At 70.6% G+C, this 16611-nt stretch carries 12 protein-coding genes; 10 read left to right on the top strand and 2 right to left on the bottom strand.

The features are described 5' to 3' along the window. Positions 1-2 precede the first annotated feature (2 nt). Complete coding sequence (locus tag RS82_RS07475; protein WP_045297958.1) at positions 3-1154, bottom strand: ROK family transcriptional regulator; 1152 nt, start codon at positions 1152-1154, stop codon at positions 3-5. Between the two features lie 190 nt (positions 1155-1344). Between RS82_RS07475 and RS82_RS07470 the strand changes: the two genes are divergently transcribed. The 8 genes from RS82_RS07470 (at position 1345) to RS82_RS07435 (ending at position 11038) form a co-directional block, all read left to right on the top strand. Next, a complete protein-coding gene (locus RS82_RS07470) occupies positions 1345-2607 on the top strand; it encodes an ABC transporter substrate-binding protein (RefSeq protein WP_245619543.1) in 1263 nt (420 codons plus the stop codon). A 46-nt stretch (positions 2608-2653) separates the two neighbouring features. Further along, on the top strand, positions 2654-3559 hold the full coding sequence (locus tag RS82_RS07465; RefSeq protein ID WP_045297957.1) for a carbohydrate ABC transporter permease: 906 nt from the start codon (positions 2654-2656) through the stop codon (positions 3557-3559). Continuing rightward, complete coding sequence (locus tag RS82_RS07460; RefSeq protein ID WP_245619542.1) at positions 3549-4508, top strand: carbohydrate ABC transporter permease; 960 nt, start codon at positions 3549-3551, stop codon at positions 4506-4508. The genes RS82_RS07465 and RS82_RS07460 overlap by 11 nt, the downstream gene beginning before the upstream one ends. Next, a complete protein-coding gene (locus tag RS82_RS07455; protein WP_045297956.1) occupies positions 4505-5485 on the top strand; it encodes an ROK family protein in 981 nt (326 codons plus the stop codon). The genes RS82_RS07460 and RS82_RS07455 overlap by 4 nt, the downstream gene beginning before the upstream one ends. Further along, positions 5469-7046, top strand: coding sequence for a M81 family metallopeptidase (locus RS82_RS07450; protein ID WP_045297955.1), 1578 nt, complete (start codon positions 5469-5471; stop codon positions 7044-7046). Before RS82_RS07455 ends, RS82_RS07450 begins: the two co-directional genes overlap by 17 nt. Continuing rightward, positions 7043-8386, top strand: coding sequence for an alpha-L-fucosidase (locus RS82_RS07445; RefSeq protein WP_045297954.1), 1344 nt, complete (start codon positions 7043-7045; stop codon positions 8384-8386). The genes RS82_RS07450 and RS82_RS07445 overlap by 4 nt, the downstream gene beginning before the upstream one ends. Beyond that, the gene (locus RS82_RS07440) at positions 8383-9102 is read left to right on the top strand and encodes a copper homeostasis protein CutC (RefSeq protein WP_084695512.1); all 720 of its coding nucleotides are present in this window, start codon (positions 8383-8385) and stop codon (positions 9100-9102) included. Before RS82_RS07445 ends, RS82_RS07440 begins: the two co-directional genes overlap by 4 nt. Positions 9103-9202: 100 nt before the next feature. Next, entirely contained in the window at positions 9203-11038 is a 1836-nt protein-coding gene (locus tag RS82_RS07435; protein ID WP_045297953.1) for a 5'-nucleotidase C-terminal domain-containing protein, read from the top strand. Between the two features lie 112 nt (positions 11039-11150). Here RS82_RS07435 and RS82_RS07430 read toward each other — a convergent pair whose 3' ends face one another. Beyond that, on the bottom strand, positions 11151-15389 hold the full coding sequence (locus RS82_RS07430) for an nSTAND1 domain-containing NTPase (RefSeq protein WP_084695511.1): 4239 nt from the start codon (positions 15387-15389) through the stop codon (positions 11151-11153). Between the two features lie 199 nt (positions 15390-15588). Here RS82_RS07430 and RS82_RS07425 point away from each other — a divergent pair, with 199 nt between their 5' ends. Together RS82_RS07425 and RS82_RS07420 are read left to right on the top strand one after the other, a co-directional pair. Next, a complete protein-coding gene (locus RS82_RS07425; protein WP_045297951.1) occupies positions 15589-15795 on the top strand; it encodes a hypothetical protein in 207 nt (68 codons plus the stop codon). Between the two features lie 82 nt (positions 15796-15877). Further along, entirely contained in the window at positions 15878-16594 is a 717-nt protein-coding gene (locus RS82_RS07420; RefSeq protein WP_045297950.1) for a copper homeostasis protein CutC, read from the top strand. Positions 16595-16611: the final 17 nt, after the last annotated feature.

Raw genomic sequence — 16611 nt, 5'->3', positions numbered from 1 at the left:
GCTCAGGCGGTGGGCAGCTCGAGGTTGTCGAGCGCCCACCGCGCAGCGCCGTAGAGAATGGCGTCGGCGCGCGTCTGCGCGGCTTCGATCCGCAGCTGCTGGGTCGCCAGCGGGTGGCATGCCTCGTACACGCGGCTGCGCACCGCGGCGATGAACGGCTCGGACGCGCTCATGCTGCCCGTCAGGAACACCGCGTGCGGGTTGAAGAAGTTCACGACGCCCGACAGCGCCTGACCGAGGTGCGTGCCCGCCGTGCGGACGATCGTGGTCGCCTCCGGCTCCGCGTCGCGGGCCAGCGCCAGCACATCGGCGGTGGTCTCGACATCCGTCCGCCCGCGCTCGCGCATCTGCCGCACGAGGCTCGCGCCGCTGGCCACGGTCTCGAGGCAGCCGGTGTTCCCGCAGGAGCACGGGATGTCGCCGCTGCCGTCTATGCGCGTGTGCGTGATGTCGCCTGCCGCGCCCGTGGCCCCTCGGTGGATGTGGCCGTCCACGATGATGCCGCTGCCGATGGCGGTGCCTGCCTTGACGGTGATGCTGTGGCCGTTCGCGCCGAACTGCGCGCGGTGTTCGCCGAGCGCCGCGAGGTTGGCATCGTTGTCGACGGCGACAGGCACGCCGTAACGGCGCCGCACGTATTCGGTGACACGGAAGCCTGGCCACCCGGGCATGCGCGAAGGCTGCGTGACGGTGCCGCGGTCGATGTCGACCGGACCGGGCAGACTGATGCCGATCGCGTGGATCGTGGTGTCGCGCGCGAGCTCGTCGAAGACCTCGCACACGGCGTCGAGCGTCGCCTCGGGGCCGTCGGCGAGGGTGACCGGGATGGAACGCGTCGCGCGCAGCTCGCCGCTGAGCGAGTGCGCGCCGACGCGGGCGTGGCCGCCGCCGAGGTCGACCGTCAGCACGATCCCCGAACCCTCGTCGATGCCCAGCAGTCGCGGACGTCGACCGCCGCGTGACGCGCCGTCGCCGCGCTCGGTCACGAGCCCGGCGTCGATCAGCGACTGCACCCTCAGGCTGACGGTCGACGGCGCGAGGCCGAGCGCCGCGGCGAGCTCGCTGCGCGAGCGCGCGTGCCCGCGCGCGATCAGATCGATGATTCGCCGGGACAGGTCCTCGTCGGCGGAAGAACGGTCGGTGTCGGGGGTCATGGTCCCTCTCGCGGGTGGTGGTCTGGTCGTGTTTCCGAGATGTGACGAAGTATCACACGTCGATAAACATCCGATGTTCGGGTTGCGTCACCGATCGAAACCTGCGAGGGTGACTTGCGACACAAGAGTACAAGGTTGGTTCGAACATCGAAATAACCTTGTGGGAACTGGCTGCCATAGGAGGCATTCGATGAAGAAGTTGCGCGTCGGCGCGGTGGCCGCAGCCACCGGTGTAGCGGTGGTCCTGACGGGGTGTGCGAGCGGTTCGGGCGGAGAGAGCTCCACCGGCGGCAAGCCCACGATCGTCGTCGACATGTGGGCGGGCAGCGAGGCCGACACGACGGCGCTGGAGGAGCAGGTCGCGATCGCACAGGAGGAGAACCCCGATGTGACGATCAAGCTCCAGACCGCGCCGTGGAACGACTTCTTCACGAAGCTCACCACCAACATGGCCAGCGGGAACATGGCGTGCGTCACCGGCATGAGCGGCGCGCAGCTGGGTGGGTTCACCGACGGATTCCGCGAGCTGACGGCGCAAGACCTCGAGACGGCGGGCCTCGACTTCGCCGACTTCAACCCGGGCGCCGAGGGGATCCTCAGCTTCGAGGGCGGGCTGTACGGCGTTCCCTTCGACGTCGCGACGATGCTCGTGTACTACAACCAGGACATGCTCACCGCGACCGGTGCGGCCACGCCCGAGATCGGCTGGACCTTCGACGACTTCGAGGACATCGCGACGGCGGCGACCGCCGACGGCAAGTACGGCTTCGGTATGGGCATGGGCGGCTACCAGTGGATGTCGATGCCCATCGCCCTGTCGGGCAAGCAGCCGGCGTCCGAGGACGGCACTCTCCACATCGACGACCCCGACTTCGTCGACGCAGCGTCGTGGTACTCGGGTCTCGTCACCGATCTCGGTGTCGCGGCGCCGGTCGCGTCGGCGTCGGACACGGGCTGGGGCGAGAACCAGTACACCGGCGGCAACGCCGCGATGGCGGTCGACGGCACGTGGAACGCGGTGAGCTACCTCAACAACGAGTCGGGCTTCGCGGCCGGCATGGCGCCGCTCCCGACGGGCGAGCACGGCAACTCGGGACCGATCCTCGGCTCGGGCTACGGCATCTCGAAGACGTGCGACGACCCCGAGGCCGCGCTCAAGGTCATGGGCTCGCTCCTCGGCAAGGACGCGCAGGACTACATCGCCTCGTCGGGCCGCTCGTACCCGGCGCGCACCGAGTCGCAGCCGCTGTACTTCGACTCCATCGACGAGGAGTACCGCGACCAGGTCCAGACGGTCTTCGAGTCCGCCTTCGCCACCACCGTCCCGCTGTACATGACGAAGAACTGGGAGAAGCTCGACAGCTACATCCAGCCGAACCTCGTCAGCGTCTACAACGGCCAGATGGAGATGTCGGACCTGCTGGAGAGCGCCCAGGCGCAGTTCGGCAACTGACCGGGTTCGTCCTCGAACCCTCGCACGTGAGCAAGAGAGCAGAGCAATGACGACCACGACGACACGTCGCGGGTCGCTCGCCAGGGCCGAGGCCCGCCAGGCGCTGGGCTTCGCAAGCCCGGCCCTGGTGGGGCTCGCCCTGTTCACGATCGTGCCCGTCGGGCTCTCGATCGTGATGAGCGTCTACGACTGGCCGACGTTCGGCGACCGCACCTTCAACGGCGTCGAGAACTACGCCAAGCTGTTCACCAGCAGCCCGGACTTCTGGCCGGCGCTGCGCAACTCGGCGGTGTACACGCTGCTGTACGTGCCGCTCAGCATCGCCCTCTCGCTCGCCCTGGCGATCGGGCTCGGGCCGCGCATCCGCGGCCGCGGAGCCCTCCGCGTGCTCTTCTTCATCCCGGTCGTCGTGCCGATGGTGGCCAACGTCCTGGTGTGGAAGATGATGCTGCAGCCGCAGGGCCTGTTCAACGGGCTGGCGCAGAGCTGGTTCGGCATCACGCTGCCGAACTTCCTCGCCGATCCCTCGTGGGCGATGATCATGGTGGTCGCGATGAGTGTGTGGCAGGGACTCGGCTACAACATGCTGATCTTCTCCGCGGCGCTCGAGCAGCTTCCCGAGAGCGTCCTCGAGGCGGCCAGCATCGACGGCGCCCGGGGCTTCCGTCTCATCTGGAGCGTCATGATCCCGATGATCTCGCCGTCGATCTTCTTCGCGACGATCATGACGATGATCACCGCCCTCCAGGTGTTCGCGCAGCCGCAGCTGCTGACCGGCGGCGGCCCGGGCAACGCGACGAAACCGCTCGTCATGTTCATCTGGGAGCAGGGCTTCACCTTCGGCGACCTGGGACTCGCCGCAGCTGCGGCGTGGATCCTGTTCGCGATCATCATCCTCATCACAGGCATGCAGTTCGCCGCACAGCGGAAGTGGGTGCACTATGAGCACTGACACCGGGACCGGAACCGAGACCGACAAGGAAGCGTCGGCGATCGAGCAGACGCTTCTGATGACCTCCGAGGACGAGTTCGTCGAGGCGCCCCCGGCGCGCCGCCGCACCGCCGCCCGCACCGCCGGCGAGCGCATCCGCCTGGTTCTCGCGCACATGTGCATCTACCTCGCGGCGCTCATCTTCGTCGCGCCCCTCGTCTACGCCTTCTTCTCGGCGCTCAAGCCCAACGAGGAGATCTTCTCGATGCCCCCCACGCTGGTCGGCTCGCAGATCAAGTGGGGCAACTTCGCGGAGGTCTTCGCCTACGGGCCGTTCCTCACCTATATCGGCAACTCGCTGTTCGTGGCGGTCGCCGGCACCCTGGTCGTGCTCATCGTCTCGACGACGGCGGGCTACGCGTTCGGGCGCCTGCGCTGGAGAGGCCGCGACGCGGTCTTCGTGCTGTTCCTGGCCACCCTCATGGTGCCGGCCGAGGTGCTCGTCATCCCGATGTTCCAGGTGATGCAGTGGTTCGGATGGGTCAACACCTATCAGGCGCTCATCTTCCCGTTCGCCTTCACGGCGTTCGGAACCTTCCTCATGCGTCAGTTCTTCCGAGGCATCCCGTTCGAGCTCGAGGAGGCTGCCCGGGTGGACGGCTCGGGTCCGGTGCGCACGTTCCTCCAGATCATCCTTCCGCTGTCCAAGTCGGCGGTGGCGGTGCTCGCGGTGTTCACCTTCCTGTCGTTCTGGAACAGCTACCTCTGGCCGCTCATCGTGACGGTCGACTACGCGACACTGGGCACGCTGCCCGTGGGCCTCGCCAGCTTCTCGGGTCTCACCGGCACGCGCTGGGACCTGCAGATGGCCGCCGCGATCATCTCGATGATCCCCACCACGATCCTCGTGATCGTCCTGCAGAAGCACCTGGTGAAGGGCATCGCGATGGCCGGGCTGGGCGGCCGATGAGCGGGTGCGCAGAGGCCCCCGCGGTGGTCGCCGGCATCGACATCGGGGGCACGAAGACCTCCGGCGCCCTCGTCGCCGCTGACGGCACGGTGCTGGCGCGGGCGACGCGCGACACCCCCGCCCGCACCGGCGGCGCCGCGATGGCCGAGACGGCGGCGCTTCTGGTCGAGGAGCTCGCCGACGACGCGGGCGTGCGCCCTGATGCGGTAGGCGTCGGTGCGGCGGGGGTCGTCGACCCGCGCAGCGGTGCGATTCGCGCGGCATCGGACATGTTCGTCGACTGGGCGGGATTCCCGCTCGGCGAGCACCTCGGCGACCGGCTCGACGTCGAGGTGCGGGTCGAGAACGACGTCAACGCCTTCCTCCTCGGCGAGACCGCGTGGGGCTCGGGGCGGGGCAGCGACGTGCTGGGCGTGATGCTCGGCACCGGCGTCGGCGGAGCACTCGTGCTCGACGGCACCCTGCGCCACGGTCCCTACGGCGCCGCCGGCGAGATCGGCCATACTCCGGGCTACGGCGATCTGGTCTGCACCTGCGGTCGCACCGGCCATCTCGAGACCCTGGCGTCGGGCACCTCGATCGCACGCCGCTATGCGGCCGCGACCGGCGAAGCCGTCGTATCCGCGCGGGTCGTGGCCGACCGGGCGCGAACCGGCGACCCCGTCGCGAAGACCGTGTTCGACGTCGCGGGGAGGGCGGTCGCCCTCGCGTGCATCTCCGCCGCAACCCTCGTCGACGTGCCGCTCGCGGTGGTCGGGGGCGGGGTGGCGTCCGCATGGGACCTGCTCGCTCCTGCCGTCGCGGCCACGCTCCTGACCGATCCGCCGGTGTCGGGCGCTCCCTTGCGCATCGTGCCCGGCACGCTGCGCGGTGACGCGGTCGTGCTCGGCGCCGCGGCGCTGGTGGCGGCATCCGATCGTTCCATCCCCTCCGAACCGTTCGCAGAAGGTGAGCTCCTCCGTGACGTCGCGTCCTGACCACGACCAGATCTGGAAGGGCCCGCTGGGCCCGCTCCACCCGGCGGGGCTCACCCGCCCGCGCATCGGCATCGGCGGCATCTCGATCGAGTCGAGCACGTTCTCACCGCACATCTCGGGTGACGAGGCGTTCACGATCCGCACCGGCGACGAGCTGCTCGCGTACTACCCCTTCCTCGCCGAGGGGGAGGAGCTGCGGGATGCTGCGGCCTGGGTCCCTCTCACGCACGGGCGCTCCCTTCCCGGTGGGGCGGTCGACCCGCAGACCTATCTGCGCATGAAGCAGGCGATCGTCGAGGGGATCCGTAGGGAAGGCCCGTTCGACGCGTTCTTCTTCGACATCCACGGAGCGATGAGCGTCGTGGGCATGGACGACGCCGAGGGCGACCTCGCGGCCGCGGTACGCGAGGCGCTCGGTCCCGACACCCTCGTGTCGGCGTCGATGGATCTGCACGGCAACGTGTCGGACGCCCTCTTCGACGCCGTCGACCTCATCACCTGTTACCGGATGGCCCCGCACGAGGACTGGATGAACACGAAGCAGCGCGCGGTGCACAATCTGCTCGAGCGGCTGCGCGGCGCCTCGGGCGCCGACCCGGACGCGCGCCGCCCATACAAGGCGTGGGTGCGCGTTCCGGTGCTGCTGCCCGGCGAGAAGACGAGTACGCGGCTCGAGCCGGCGAAGGGGCTCTACGGCACGATCCCGGATGTCGAGGACCTCGAGGGCGTCGTCGACGCCGCCGTGTGGGTCGGGTACGCGTGGGCCGACGAGCCCCGGTGCCACGCCACGGTCATCGTGACCGGCGACGACCCGGCGGTGATCGCGCGTGAAGCTGAGCGACTCGGACAGCGGTATTGGGGCGCGCGCGCGGACTTCGTCTTCGCGGGTCCGACCGCGAGCCTCGACGAGGCGCTCGATCTGGCTCTGGCGGACGACGCGCCGCGGCCCTACGTGATCTCGGATTCCGGCGACAACCCGACTGCGGGCGGCGCCGGAGACGTCTCGTGGACCCTCGGACGACTGCTCGAGCGGGCCGACCTCCAGGATGCGTCGCGCACGGTGCTCGCGGCATCCGTCTTCGATCCGGAGGCGGTGCGCGCCGCCGAGGCGGCGGGGATCGGCGCCACGGTCACGGTGCACGTGGGCGGGCGTGTCGATCCCGGTCCGCGCGGGCCCGTCGAGGTCACTGGCGAGATCGTCTCGATCACCGGCGGCGACCCGGTCGCGGGCACGCAGGTCGTGGTGCGCCGCGGCGCCGTGCACGCGATCGTGACGGAGCGTCGCAAGCCCTTCCACCACCTCGACGATTTCCGGCTGCTGGGACTCGACCCCGAGACGGCCGACATCGTGATCGTGAAGATCGGCTATCTCGAGCCCGAGCTCTACGATCTCGCCGCGGGATGGACGCTCGCACTCACACCCGGCGGCGTCGACCAGGATCTGCTGCGCCTCGGCCACTCCCGGCTGCGCCCTGGCACCTACCCGTTCGCCACGACCGACGTCGAGCCGGACCTTGCGGCACTCGTCACCCGACGCCGCGGCACGGAGGCACGCGCATGAACTTCGAGACCCGCACCGGACCCGACCTCGGCCACGCGGCGCCCGAGTACCCCGATACTCCGGTGCCCGAGTGGTACCGCGACGCGAAGCTCGGGTTCTTCGTGCACTGGGGCCTGTACTCCGTGCCTGCATGGGCGCCTGCCCACCCTCCCGGGGGAGTGCCCACCGAGGACGCCTATGCCCACCACCAGTACGCCGAGTGGTACGCCAACACCGTGCGCATCGCAGGCAGCCCGACGTGGCGGCGCCACCAGGAGCTGTACGGCACCGGCACGAGCTACGAGGACCTCGCGGACCAGTGGAATCCGGGCGGGTTCGACGCTGACACCTTCGTTGGCGCCCTCGTCGACGCGGGCGCCCGCTACGTCGTCCCCACGACGAAGCACCACGACGGGTTCTGCCTGTGGGACACCGCGACGACGACGTTCAGCGCGGCCCGCCGCGGCCCGCGCCGGGACCTGATCGCCGAACTCCACGACGCGACGCGCCGCGCGGGCACGCGGTTCGGCGTCTACTTCTCGGGCGCGCTGGACTGGCACGTCAGCGACTACCCGCCGATCGAATCCGACACCGACCTCTTCCGGTTCCGCCGTGCGGACGAGTGGTTCTCGCGGTATGCCGCGGCCCAGCTCGACGAACTCGTCGACCGCTTCCGCCCCGACCTGCTCTGGAACGACATCGAGTGGCCGGACGGCGGCAAGGGACAGCAGGACTTCGCGGTCGCCGCGCTGCTGCGCCGCTACCTCGCCGTCGTGCCGGACGGCGCAGTGAACGACCGCTGGGGCGTGCCTCGGCACGGGTTCCTCACACGCGAGTACACCCACGTCGCCGACATCGTCGCGGAGCCCTGGGAGTCGACGCGCGGACTCGGGTACTCCTTCGGCTACAACCAGGCGGAGGACGCGAGTCACTCGCTGTCGGGCGACGCCCTCATCCGGCTCCTCGCCGATGTCGTGAGCAAGAACGGCAACCTCCTGATCAACGTCGGCCCGCGCGCCGACGGATCGATCCCCGAGCTGCAGGAAAGCGCCATGCGGGAGCTCGGCACGTGGCTCCGCCGCGACGGCGACGCGATCTACGCCACGCGTCCGTGGGTGCGCGCCGACGAGGAGAACGGCGCGCCGCGCGCGTACACCGCTGCCGAGGGCGTGGTGAACGTGATCGCCCTCGACCCCGCAGCGGGGGAGTTCGATCTTCCCGAGGAGCTCGCGGGCCGGCCGGCCCGCTGGGCGGACGGCACCGAGGCGGCGCTTGAGCGCGGGCCCGACGGTCGCGTGCACGCGATGGTCCCCGACGCCTTCCGGACCGAGCCGGCGGTCGCCCTCCGGGTCGGGCCGTGATCCGCACGGTCGTCGAGATCGCCGTACAGGACGCCGCGGGCGCCCGTGCGGCGATCGACGCCGGAGCCGATCGACTCGAGCTCTGCCAGGCGCTCGTCGTCGGCGGTCTCACCCCGTCGATCGGGTCGATCGAGGCCGTGTGCGCCGCGGTCGGCGCCGAGAAGGTGAACGTGCTGGTGCGTCCCCGGGGTGGCGGCTTCGTGTACGACGCCGACGAGGTCGCGGTCGTCTCGGCCGACATCCGCGCGTGTGTCGCGCGGGGGGTGGGCGGGGTCGTGGTCGGCGCGCTCGACGCGGACGGCCGCGCCGACCGCGAGGCGCTTCGCCGGTGGACGGATGCCGCAGGCCCGGCGACGCTCGTCTTCCACCGTGCGATCGACGCGTCGCCACGCAGCGCCGAGGTGTTCGAGACCCTCCTGGTCGAGGGCGTCGGCCGGGTGCTGACGTCCGGAGGCGCGGCGCGCAGCATCCAGGGGATCGACCGCCTCGAGGCGTACGCCCGCCTCGCCGGGCCGGACCTCGAGGTGACGGCGGGCGGAGGAGTGGCGCCGGCGGACATCCGTCACCTCGTCCACGCCGGCGTGGACGCCGTGCACCTCTCGGCGCGCCGACGCGCGGGGCTCGGCGCGCCCGCGGGGCCCGGCGGCGGTACGGACGGGCACGACGTGACCGATCCAGGGATCGTGGCGGAAGCGGTGGTGGCCGCCCGGGGCTGAGCACCGCTGCTGGTCGGAGCGATTGCTGAGAGTTTCCTCATCCGCGGACTCTTGTCGGCGCGCACGCGAGCGTGGTTCGATCCTCGCCATGGGAGAAAACATGCCTGATCGCGCATCCGACCACGACCTCGGGACCACGGCGGAGAACCCGCCCCACTCGGGTCTGAGTCGACGCAACTTCCTCGTCGGCGTCTCCGCGGCGAGCGTGCTCGCCGCGGCCGGCTGGGTGCAGTCGCCGCAGGCGTTGGCCGCACCCGGGGGGAAGTCCGTGACCATCACCGTCATGGGCACATCCGACATCCACGCCAACGCGCTCAACTGGGACTACTACAAGGACGCCGCCTACAGCGACAGCGCGGGCAACACGATCGGGCTCGCCCGCGTGTCGAGCCTGGTGAACCAGATCCGCGCCGATCGCGGGCGCGGCCGGACGCTGCTGTTCGACGCCGGCGACACGATCCAGGGGTCACCGCTGGGCTTCTACTACGCGACCGTCGATCCGGTCACCGCGTCGGGCGCGGTGCACCCGATGGCGGCCGCGTTCAACGCGATCGGCTACGACGCGGTGGCGCTCGGCAACCACGAGTTCAACTACGGCCTCGACTTCCTCGGCAACTGGATCTCACAGCTGGATGCCCCCGCCCTGGCCGCGAACGCCGTGCACGCAGGCACGACCGACCCGGCGTTCCGGCCGTATGTCGTCAAGAAGATGCACATCCCCGGCTACAAGCCGATCCGCGTGGGCGTGCTCGGCCTCACCAACCCCGGCGTCGTCATCTGGGACAAGGCGAACGTGAGCGGCCGCATCGAGGTGCTGGACGTCGTCGAGACGGCAGCCCGCTGGGTGCCGGTCATGCGCGCGGAAGGCGTCGACGTCGTCGTGGTGAGCGTCCACGCCGGCGACAGCGGCCTGTCGTCGTACGGCAGCGACATCCCGGTCGAGAACGCGTCGGCGCTGCTCGCGGAGCAGGTGCCCGGCATCGATGCGATCCTCTTCGGCCACGCCCACCAGGACGTCCCGCAGCGGTTCGTGACGAACAAGGTCACCGGCAAGCAGGTGGTGATGAGCGAGCCGAAGAACTGGGGCCAGCGACTCAGCGTGTTCGACCTCACGCTGACGATGGAGCGCGGCAAGTGGGTCGTCACGGGAGCGAAGTCGCTCACGTGCAACACCAACACGGTCGCCGACGACCCCGCGTTCGTGCAGGTCGTGAAAGCGCAGCACGAAGCCGTCGTGGCGTACGTCAACACTCCGGTCGCGACGTCGACGGAGGTGCTCTCCGCCGCCGAGTCGTGCTGGAAGGACACCGCGATCCTCGACTACGTCCACCACGTGCAGATCGACACCGTGTCGAAGGCGATCGTCGGCACCCCCGAGGCATCCCTGCCGATCATCTCGCTCGCGGCGCCGTTCAACCGCGCCGCGACGTTCCCGGCCGGGCAGGTCACGATCAAGGACGTCGCGGGGCTGTACATCTACGACAACACGCTGCTCGGGTCGGTGATCACGGGCGCCCAGATCAAGGACTACCTCGAGTACTCGGCCAAGTACTTCCAGCAGGTCCCACCCGACGCTCCGGTCGCGCCTGCGACCTGGACCAATGCGCTCGGCACCCCCGACTACAACTTCGACCAGTTCTCGGGCGTCACATATGACATCGACATCTCGCAGCCGCAGGGTTCGCGCATCGTGAACCTCGCTTTCGGCGGCGCGCCGGTCGCGGCGGACCAGCGGTTCGTCGTGGCGATCAACAACTACCGGCAGTCAGGTGGCGGCGGGTTCCCGCACGTCGCAACGGCGCCCGTGGTCTACAACGCGCAGGTCGCGATCCGCGAGGCGATCGTCGCGTACGCCTCCGCCACCGGGGTGATCGACTCCGCCGACTTCCACGTCGAGAACTGGCGGCTGGTCCGCGCCGGCACGCCGGTGTTCTGACGCCCGCCGCCGGGGCCCGGCAACCTCCGGAGTGCCGGGCCCTCACCGCACCCTCGGGGTCTCCCCGTCAGGACGTCAGCGCGGATCGGGAGCCGCGGTCCGCAAGCCGGTCTCAGTCGGTGGCGGCGGCTGAGACCAGCGCGGTGCACGTCTTCACCTGCTCCTCGCCCGCGAAGTATGTCGACCATTCGTCCGCGGTGAGCTCTCGCCCGGCCAGCGCGCACGCCTGAGTCGCCTGCTGCCTGGCGCGCAGATCCCAGATCCGGATGCCGTTCGGCAGAGCCTCCATCAGAGTCTGGCCGTCCGCCGTGAGGAACCCGCCGGAGATGCGGGTCGCGTCCGCACGGCCGTCGAGAGGGGCTGCGAGGGCCACGTTTCCCGCCAGATCGTAGAGCGTGAGCGTGTTGTTGTATCCGACGTTCAGCAGCGTGCGACCGTCGGCGCTGACCCCGATCCGATTGCCGCCTCCCGCCGCTCGGGGGAGGGCCACCAGCGGCTCGAGTGTGCGAAGGTCGTAGATCCGCGCGTCGTCGGCCGCCACGCCGATCATGCGGTCATCGTCGACGGCGAGGCTTCCTTCCAGACCGAAGAGACCGCGTGCGAGGAGCTCGCCGGTCGTGAAGTCGAAGACGCCGGTCTCGGAGGCTGCTCGCTCCTCATTCCACCAGGTGATCACCGCCAGCGTGGAGTCGGGCGTCTCGCTCACCGATGTCACCGTCGCGAAGCGGCCCTCTGGAGGCGTGACGATGGGGCCGAGGGCCCGGCCCGTCGAAGGATCGAAGGCGACGACGCCCTCGGGCCACGCGGCGAAGGCGGGAGTCGCCCAGCCGCCCGGGAAGAGGGTCACCGAGTCCGGCAGGTCCGGTATGCGCAGCGGGATCTCTTCTTCCGTCGACACGCGCTCGAGCGTCGGCCGACCCCACCGGGGCTCATACCGGGCGAACAGGGGACCCGGCTCGTACTCGGCGAAGCGCGCGACCACACCGCTGCCGAGCGGGATGATCCGCGCCGACTCCTTCCCGACGGGGACGTCGCGGTCGATGTCCCACAGCTGCATGGAACCGCCGCCCGACGGCTGGGTGACGACGAGAGAGCCTCCCGCCTCGGGTCCTTCGAGAAGTTCGCGTCCTTTCGCGACGACGTCCGCTCCCGCGCCGCCGCCGTCGATCCGCCAGCGCAGCCAGACCGCGGGGACCGTGGGGAACGCGAGCAGCGACTCGTCGTCGATGGTGTCGAAGAACGCCTTGCGGTTGTACTGGAGCGGTGCCCCCGCCCCTGTCGGCTCGCCGGTGTCGAGATCGAGCAGCGACAGCCCTCCGTAGGATCCGCACGCGATCGTGTCGGCGGACGCAAGGTGCAGAGCCACGCAGGTCGCGGTCGCGTCCCCGTAGCGACGCCACGCCACGGTGCCGTCGGGGGCGATGCGGACAGTGCCGTCCCACCCCGCGGCCACGAGGCCACCCCGGCCGTCGGTGATGAGCGCCTCGCTGGATCGGTCGTCGTCGAAGGGGATCGTGCGCGTGAGCGCGAGCGAGTGCTGGTCGTACATCCGGATCTCGTGGCCGGCGCCGACGGCGACGAGGCGGTCGTCGATCACGGCCGGGGCTGCGTAGAACTGCACCTGATTCAGGGGTTGCTGCGCGGAGGATGCCCAGCCGCTCGAGGCCCGCACCACACCCGATGTCGCGTCGACCGAGATCAGGTCGGCCGTGTTCGCGTCGGCCATGAAGAAGTTCCGGCTCGCCGCATCCCATGCCGCGCCAGTGGTCAGTATTGCGTGAACGACGTCGATTTCGGGCCGAGATCCTCCTGTCGCGAGATCGATCACCGACAGGTGCGTCCAGCAGCACGTATCGTCGGCCGGCGGGTCGGGATGGACGAACACGCTGATCGCCGCGACGGATCCATCCGGGCTCACCGAGACGCTGCGCTCCGATGCGCCCTCGGCCGCCGGCAGAGCGGTGTCCAGCACGCGCAGGGACTCGCCGGTCGCGACATCCACGATGTCTACGATGGACGCTGTCGGATCGGCCGGCGCCACCGACACCCGAACCGCGGTGTCCGTGCCCGGAACGACATCCAGCCAAGGAACGGACGCGTCGCCTCCGTGGTGAACGGCGACGACTCCTCCCGAGTTCGTCATGACACCCCAGAGCGCGGATCGCGTCCGCGGATCTTCGGGCCACCTGCGGTATGCCTCCGCAGCGAGGAGCGCGGCCGCCTCCCGATCCTGATCGAGCAGCGAGAGCGAAGTCGCCACGAGCGCCTCGACGCTCGCGTTCTCTGCGGCGACCTGCGCTTCGCCGCCTCGGATCGCTGCGAGGCTGCCACCGACGATGGCAGCCACGAGCAGCACTCCGGCGCCGCCGACAGCCCATCGGAGACGTCGGTTGCTCCGCTTCTCGCGGGCCGCCCGCTCGCCGAGCTCGCGCACCTCGTCCTGCTCGCGCTCGGCCGACGCGTCGAGCAGCTCTCGCTCCACTGCGGTGAGATCGGGCTGTGCCTCGTCCCGCCAGTCCAGCGCGGCATGCAACCGGGCTCCGCGGAGCAGATCCTCGTCCCGCCTGCCGGCGCCGCTCCACAGCTCGGCAGCGGTCGCCACCGTCGCGACGAGGCGCGCACCCTCGGCATCCTCCTCCAGCCAACCGTCCAGACGAGGCCACGCCGTGGCCACGGCTTCGTGGGCGACAGAGACCTCGTCGCCGTCGGTCGCGAGCAGACGCGCGGTCACGAGGCGATCGAGCACCCTGCGGCGAGCCGGATCCGCGACGAGCGGTGCCAGCTGAGCGGTGCGGCGCACCGACGCGCCGTCGACTCCGCGGTGAACGAGGCGCAGCATGAGGGATCGGCAGGCACCCGCATCCTCGTCGTCGAGCGACCGGTAAAGGCTCTCGGCCGACTGTGCGATGGCGCCGACGATCCCCCCGGATGCCTCATATCCGGCGACGGTGAGCGTGGCTCCCTCGCGCCGGATCCAGGTCTCGACCAGGGCGTGCGAGACATGGGGCAGCGTGCTGCGCCGGTCGTCGGCATCCCTCACGACCAGCTCGACCAGTCCCGGTTCGAGGCGGAGACCCGCGCGCGTCGCGGGGTACTCGATCGCCTCGCGGAGTCCGGCGAGACTCAACGGCCCGATGGCATAGACCCCGCGGCCGATGAGCGTGCCGATATGAGGCAGCCCCGTCGCCCTGTCGAGGAAGTCGCTGCGAAGAGTCAAGACGACCGCCGACCCGGCTGCGAGGACGCCGGCGACCAGCGTGCACAGTTCCTCCCGCTCCTGCTCGGGGAGCTGGAAAAGCGCTTCCGATTGGTCGACGACCACGATGTCGTCGGCGCCGCGCTGCTCGATGCGCGCCCGCAGGTGGGCGGCGGCCTCGCGCCCCGCAGTGACGACGGCGACCCGACGGCCTTCCGACGCGTGCGGGAGGAGACCGGCGAACACGAGGGACGACTTCCCCGATCCGGACGCGCCGACCACGGCGGTCAGCGTCCCCGGGCGCACGCGCTGCAGGAGGGTGTCGATATCGCCCTCCCGTCCGAAGAACTCGTCCGCGTCGACGATCGAGTAGGCCGCAAGGCCGCGGTATGGGCACGAATCGCTGACGCGATGCTGCGTCTTGACGAGCATGAGCGCGGGATCCTGCTGCAGCATCGACGATTCGAGTTCGCCCAGGCGCGGACCGATGTCGATGCCGAGTTCCTCCGCGAGCCGGACGCGCGCAGCGCGGACGGTCGCGAGCGCCTCCGCCTGCCGGCCGGCGCGGTAGTTCGCGATCGCGAGGATCGCCCAGCGATCCTCGCGAAGCGGTGCCGCGCGCACGAGGCGCTCCGCGTCGGCGATGACGGCGCGATGCTCGCCTTCCGCCAGTCGTGCTTCGAGCAGCTCCTCCTGGGCGCTGTCGCGGATCTCGATGAGGCGCTCGGCCTCCACCGCCGCAGGCTCCCAGTCCGCGAGTTCGGCGTAGGGCTCGCCGCGCCACAGTTCGAGCGCCCGCCGGTACGCATCGACCGCGCGATCGTGCTCGTCGTGCAGCGCATGCTGCCGAGCGCTCGAGACGAGGCGCTCGAATTCGAATGCATCGATCGTGGCCGGGTCGATGCCGAGGCTGTACTCGGAGCCCCGCGTCACGATGGCGGCGCTTCCGAGCCCGGCCCGGATGCGCGCGACGCAGGTCTTGACCTGCTGCGGCCACGTGCGCGGCGGGTCCTCGCCCCAGCACGCCTGCGCGAGATCGCCCGGCGCGACAGTCCGTCCCGCTCGCACGATGAGTGCGGCGAGCACAACCCGCTCCCGCGGGCTCAGGGTCTGCTCTGTCCCCGTGTCGAGCGGCCCCAGGACCCTGATGGCCATGGTTGCAGTGTGATCTCCGCCGATACGAGCGTCAACGGCATCCGCTCCGGATCAGTACCGGACCAGTACCGGGCGGGCACGATTCCGATACCGGATGCCGCGACGCTGTGTTCACGGCCCGGCGTATCACCGCACCGCGACCGCGACTCACATCACACAACCCTCGCCAACCCGGGCGAGCATCATGAAAGGAACGGCCATGGACGGGAGCACCCTGACCTTCACGGCCGACCGGCTCGATCGCGAGCGGGCGGCCGCCCTGGATCGCGAGAACGAGATTCTCCGCAGCATCGCCGATCGTGGCGCGACGATCACGCCGGAAAGCCCGGCGTCACGCGTCTCCACAGGCATCGGCTTGTGGTTCCGGCACCTCTTCACGAGGCCGCGGCAGCTGCGATTCTCCTGATTCCGTCGAGACCCGCCGCCCGGGAGTGCGGCGGGTCTCGCCGTGTCTGCGGTGGGGCGCACCGCCGGACTAGGCTCACGGCATGTCCGCTCCGCGCCCTGTCGAGATCGCCGTCCAAGACCCCGCAGGGGCCCGCTCCGCGATCGCGGCCGGGGCCGCCCGTCTCGAGCTGTGCCAGGCCCTCGACCTCGGCGGGCTGACGCCGTCGCTCGCCACCCTCGAAGCCGTGCTCGCGGCCGTCGACCCCGCGACTGTGAACGTGCTCGTACGCCCCCGCGGCGGCGGGTTCGTCTACGAGCCCGACGAGGTCGCGCTGGTGTGTGCCGACATCCGCGCGTGCGTCGAGCGCGGCGCGGGCGGCGTGGTCGTCGGCGCACTGACCTCGGCGGGCGGCCTCGACGTCGACGCACTGCGCAGATGGCGGGATGCCGCGGGCCCGGCGACGCTCGTGTTCCACCGCGCCGTCGACGCCGCCGCCGATCCGGCGGCCGTCTTCGACGCGCTGGTGGCCGAGGGTGTCGACCGCGTGCTCACCTCGGGCGGTGCTCCGCGCTCCATCGACGGGGTGGCCATGCTCGCCGCATTCGCGGCGCGCTCGGGAAGCGTCGAGGTCATGGCGGGCGGCGGCGTGCTGCCGGCCGACATCCCCGCACTGTTCGCGGCCGGTGTCGACGCGGTGCACCTGTCGGCGCGAGGGCGCGCGGGCCGCGATGCTCCGTCCGGTCCCGGCGGCGGCTCGGCGGGGCACGACGTCACCGACCCCGCCGTCGTTGCGGAGGCCGTCGCCGCGGCCGGCTGAGGCAACCGTCCCGCAGC

It is taken from the genome of Microbacterium trichothecenolyticum, assembly GCF_000956465.1.
In the GTDB taxonomy this organism is placed as follows: domain Bacteria; phylum Actinomycetota; class Actinomycetes; order Actinomycetales; family Microbacteriaceae; genus Microbacterium; species Microbacterium trichothecenolyticum.
The sequence above is the reverse complement of the archived record's forward strand: the minus strand, read 5'-3'. Positions and strand labels throughout refer to the sequence as shown.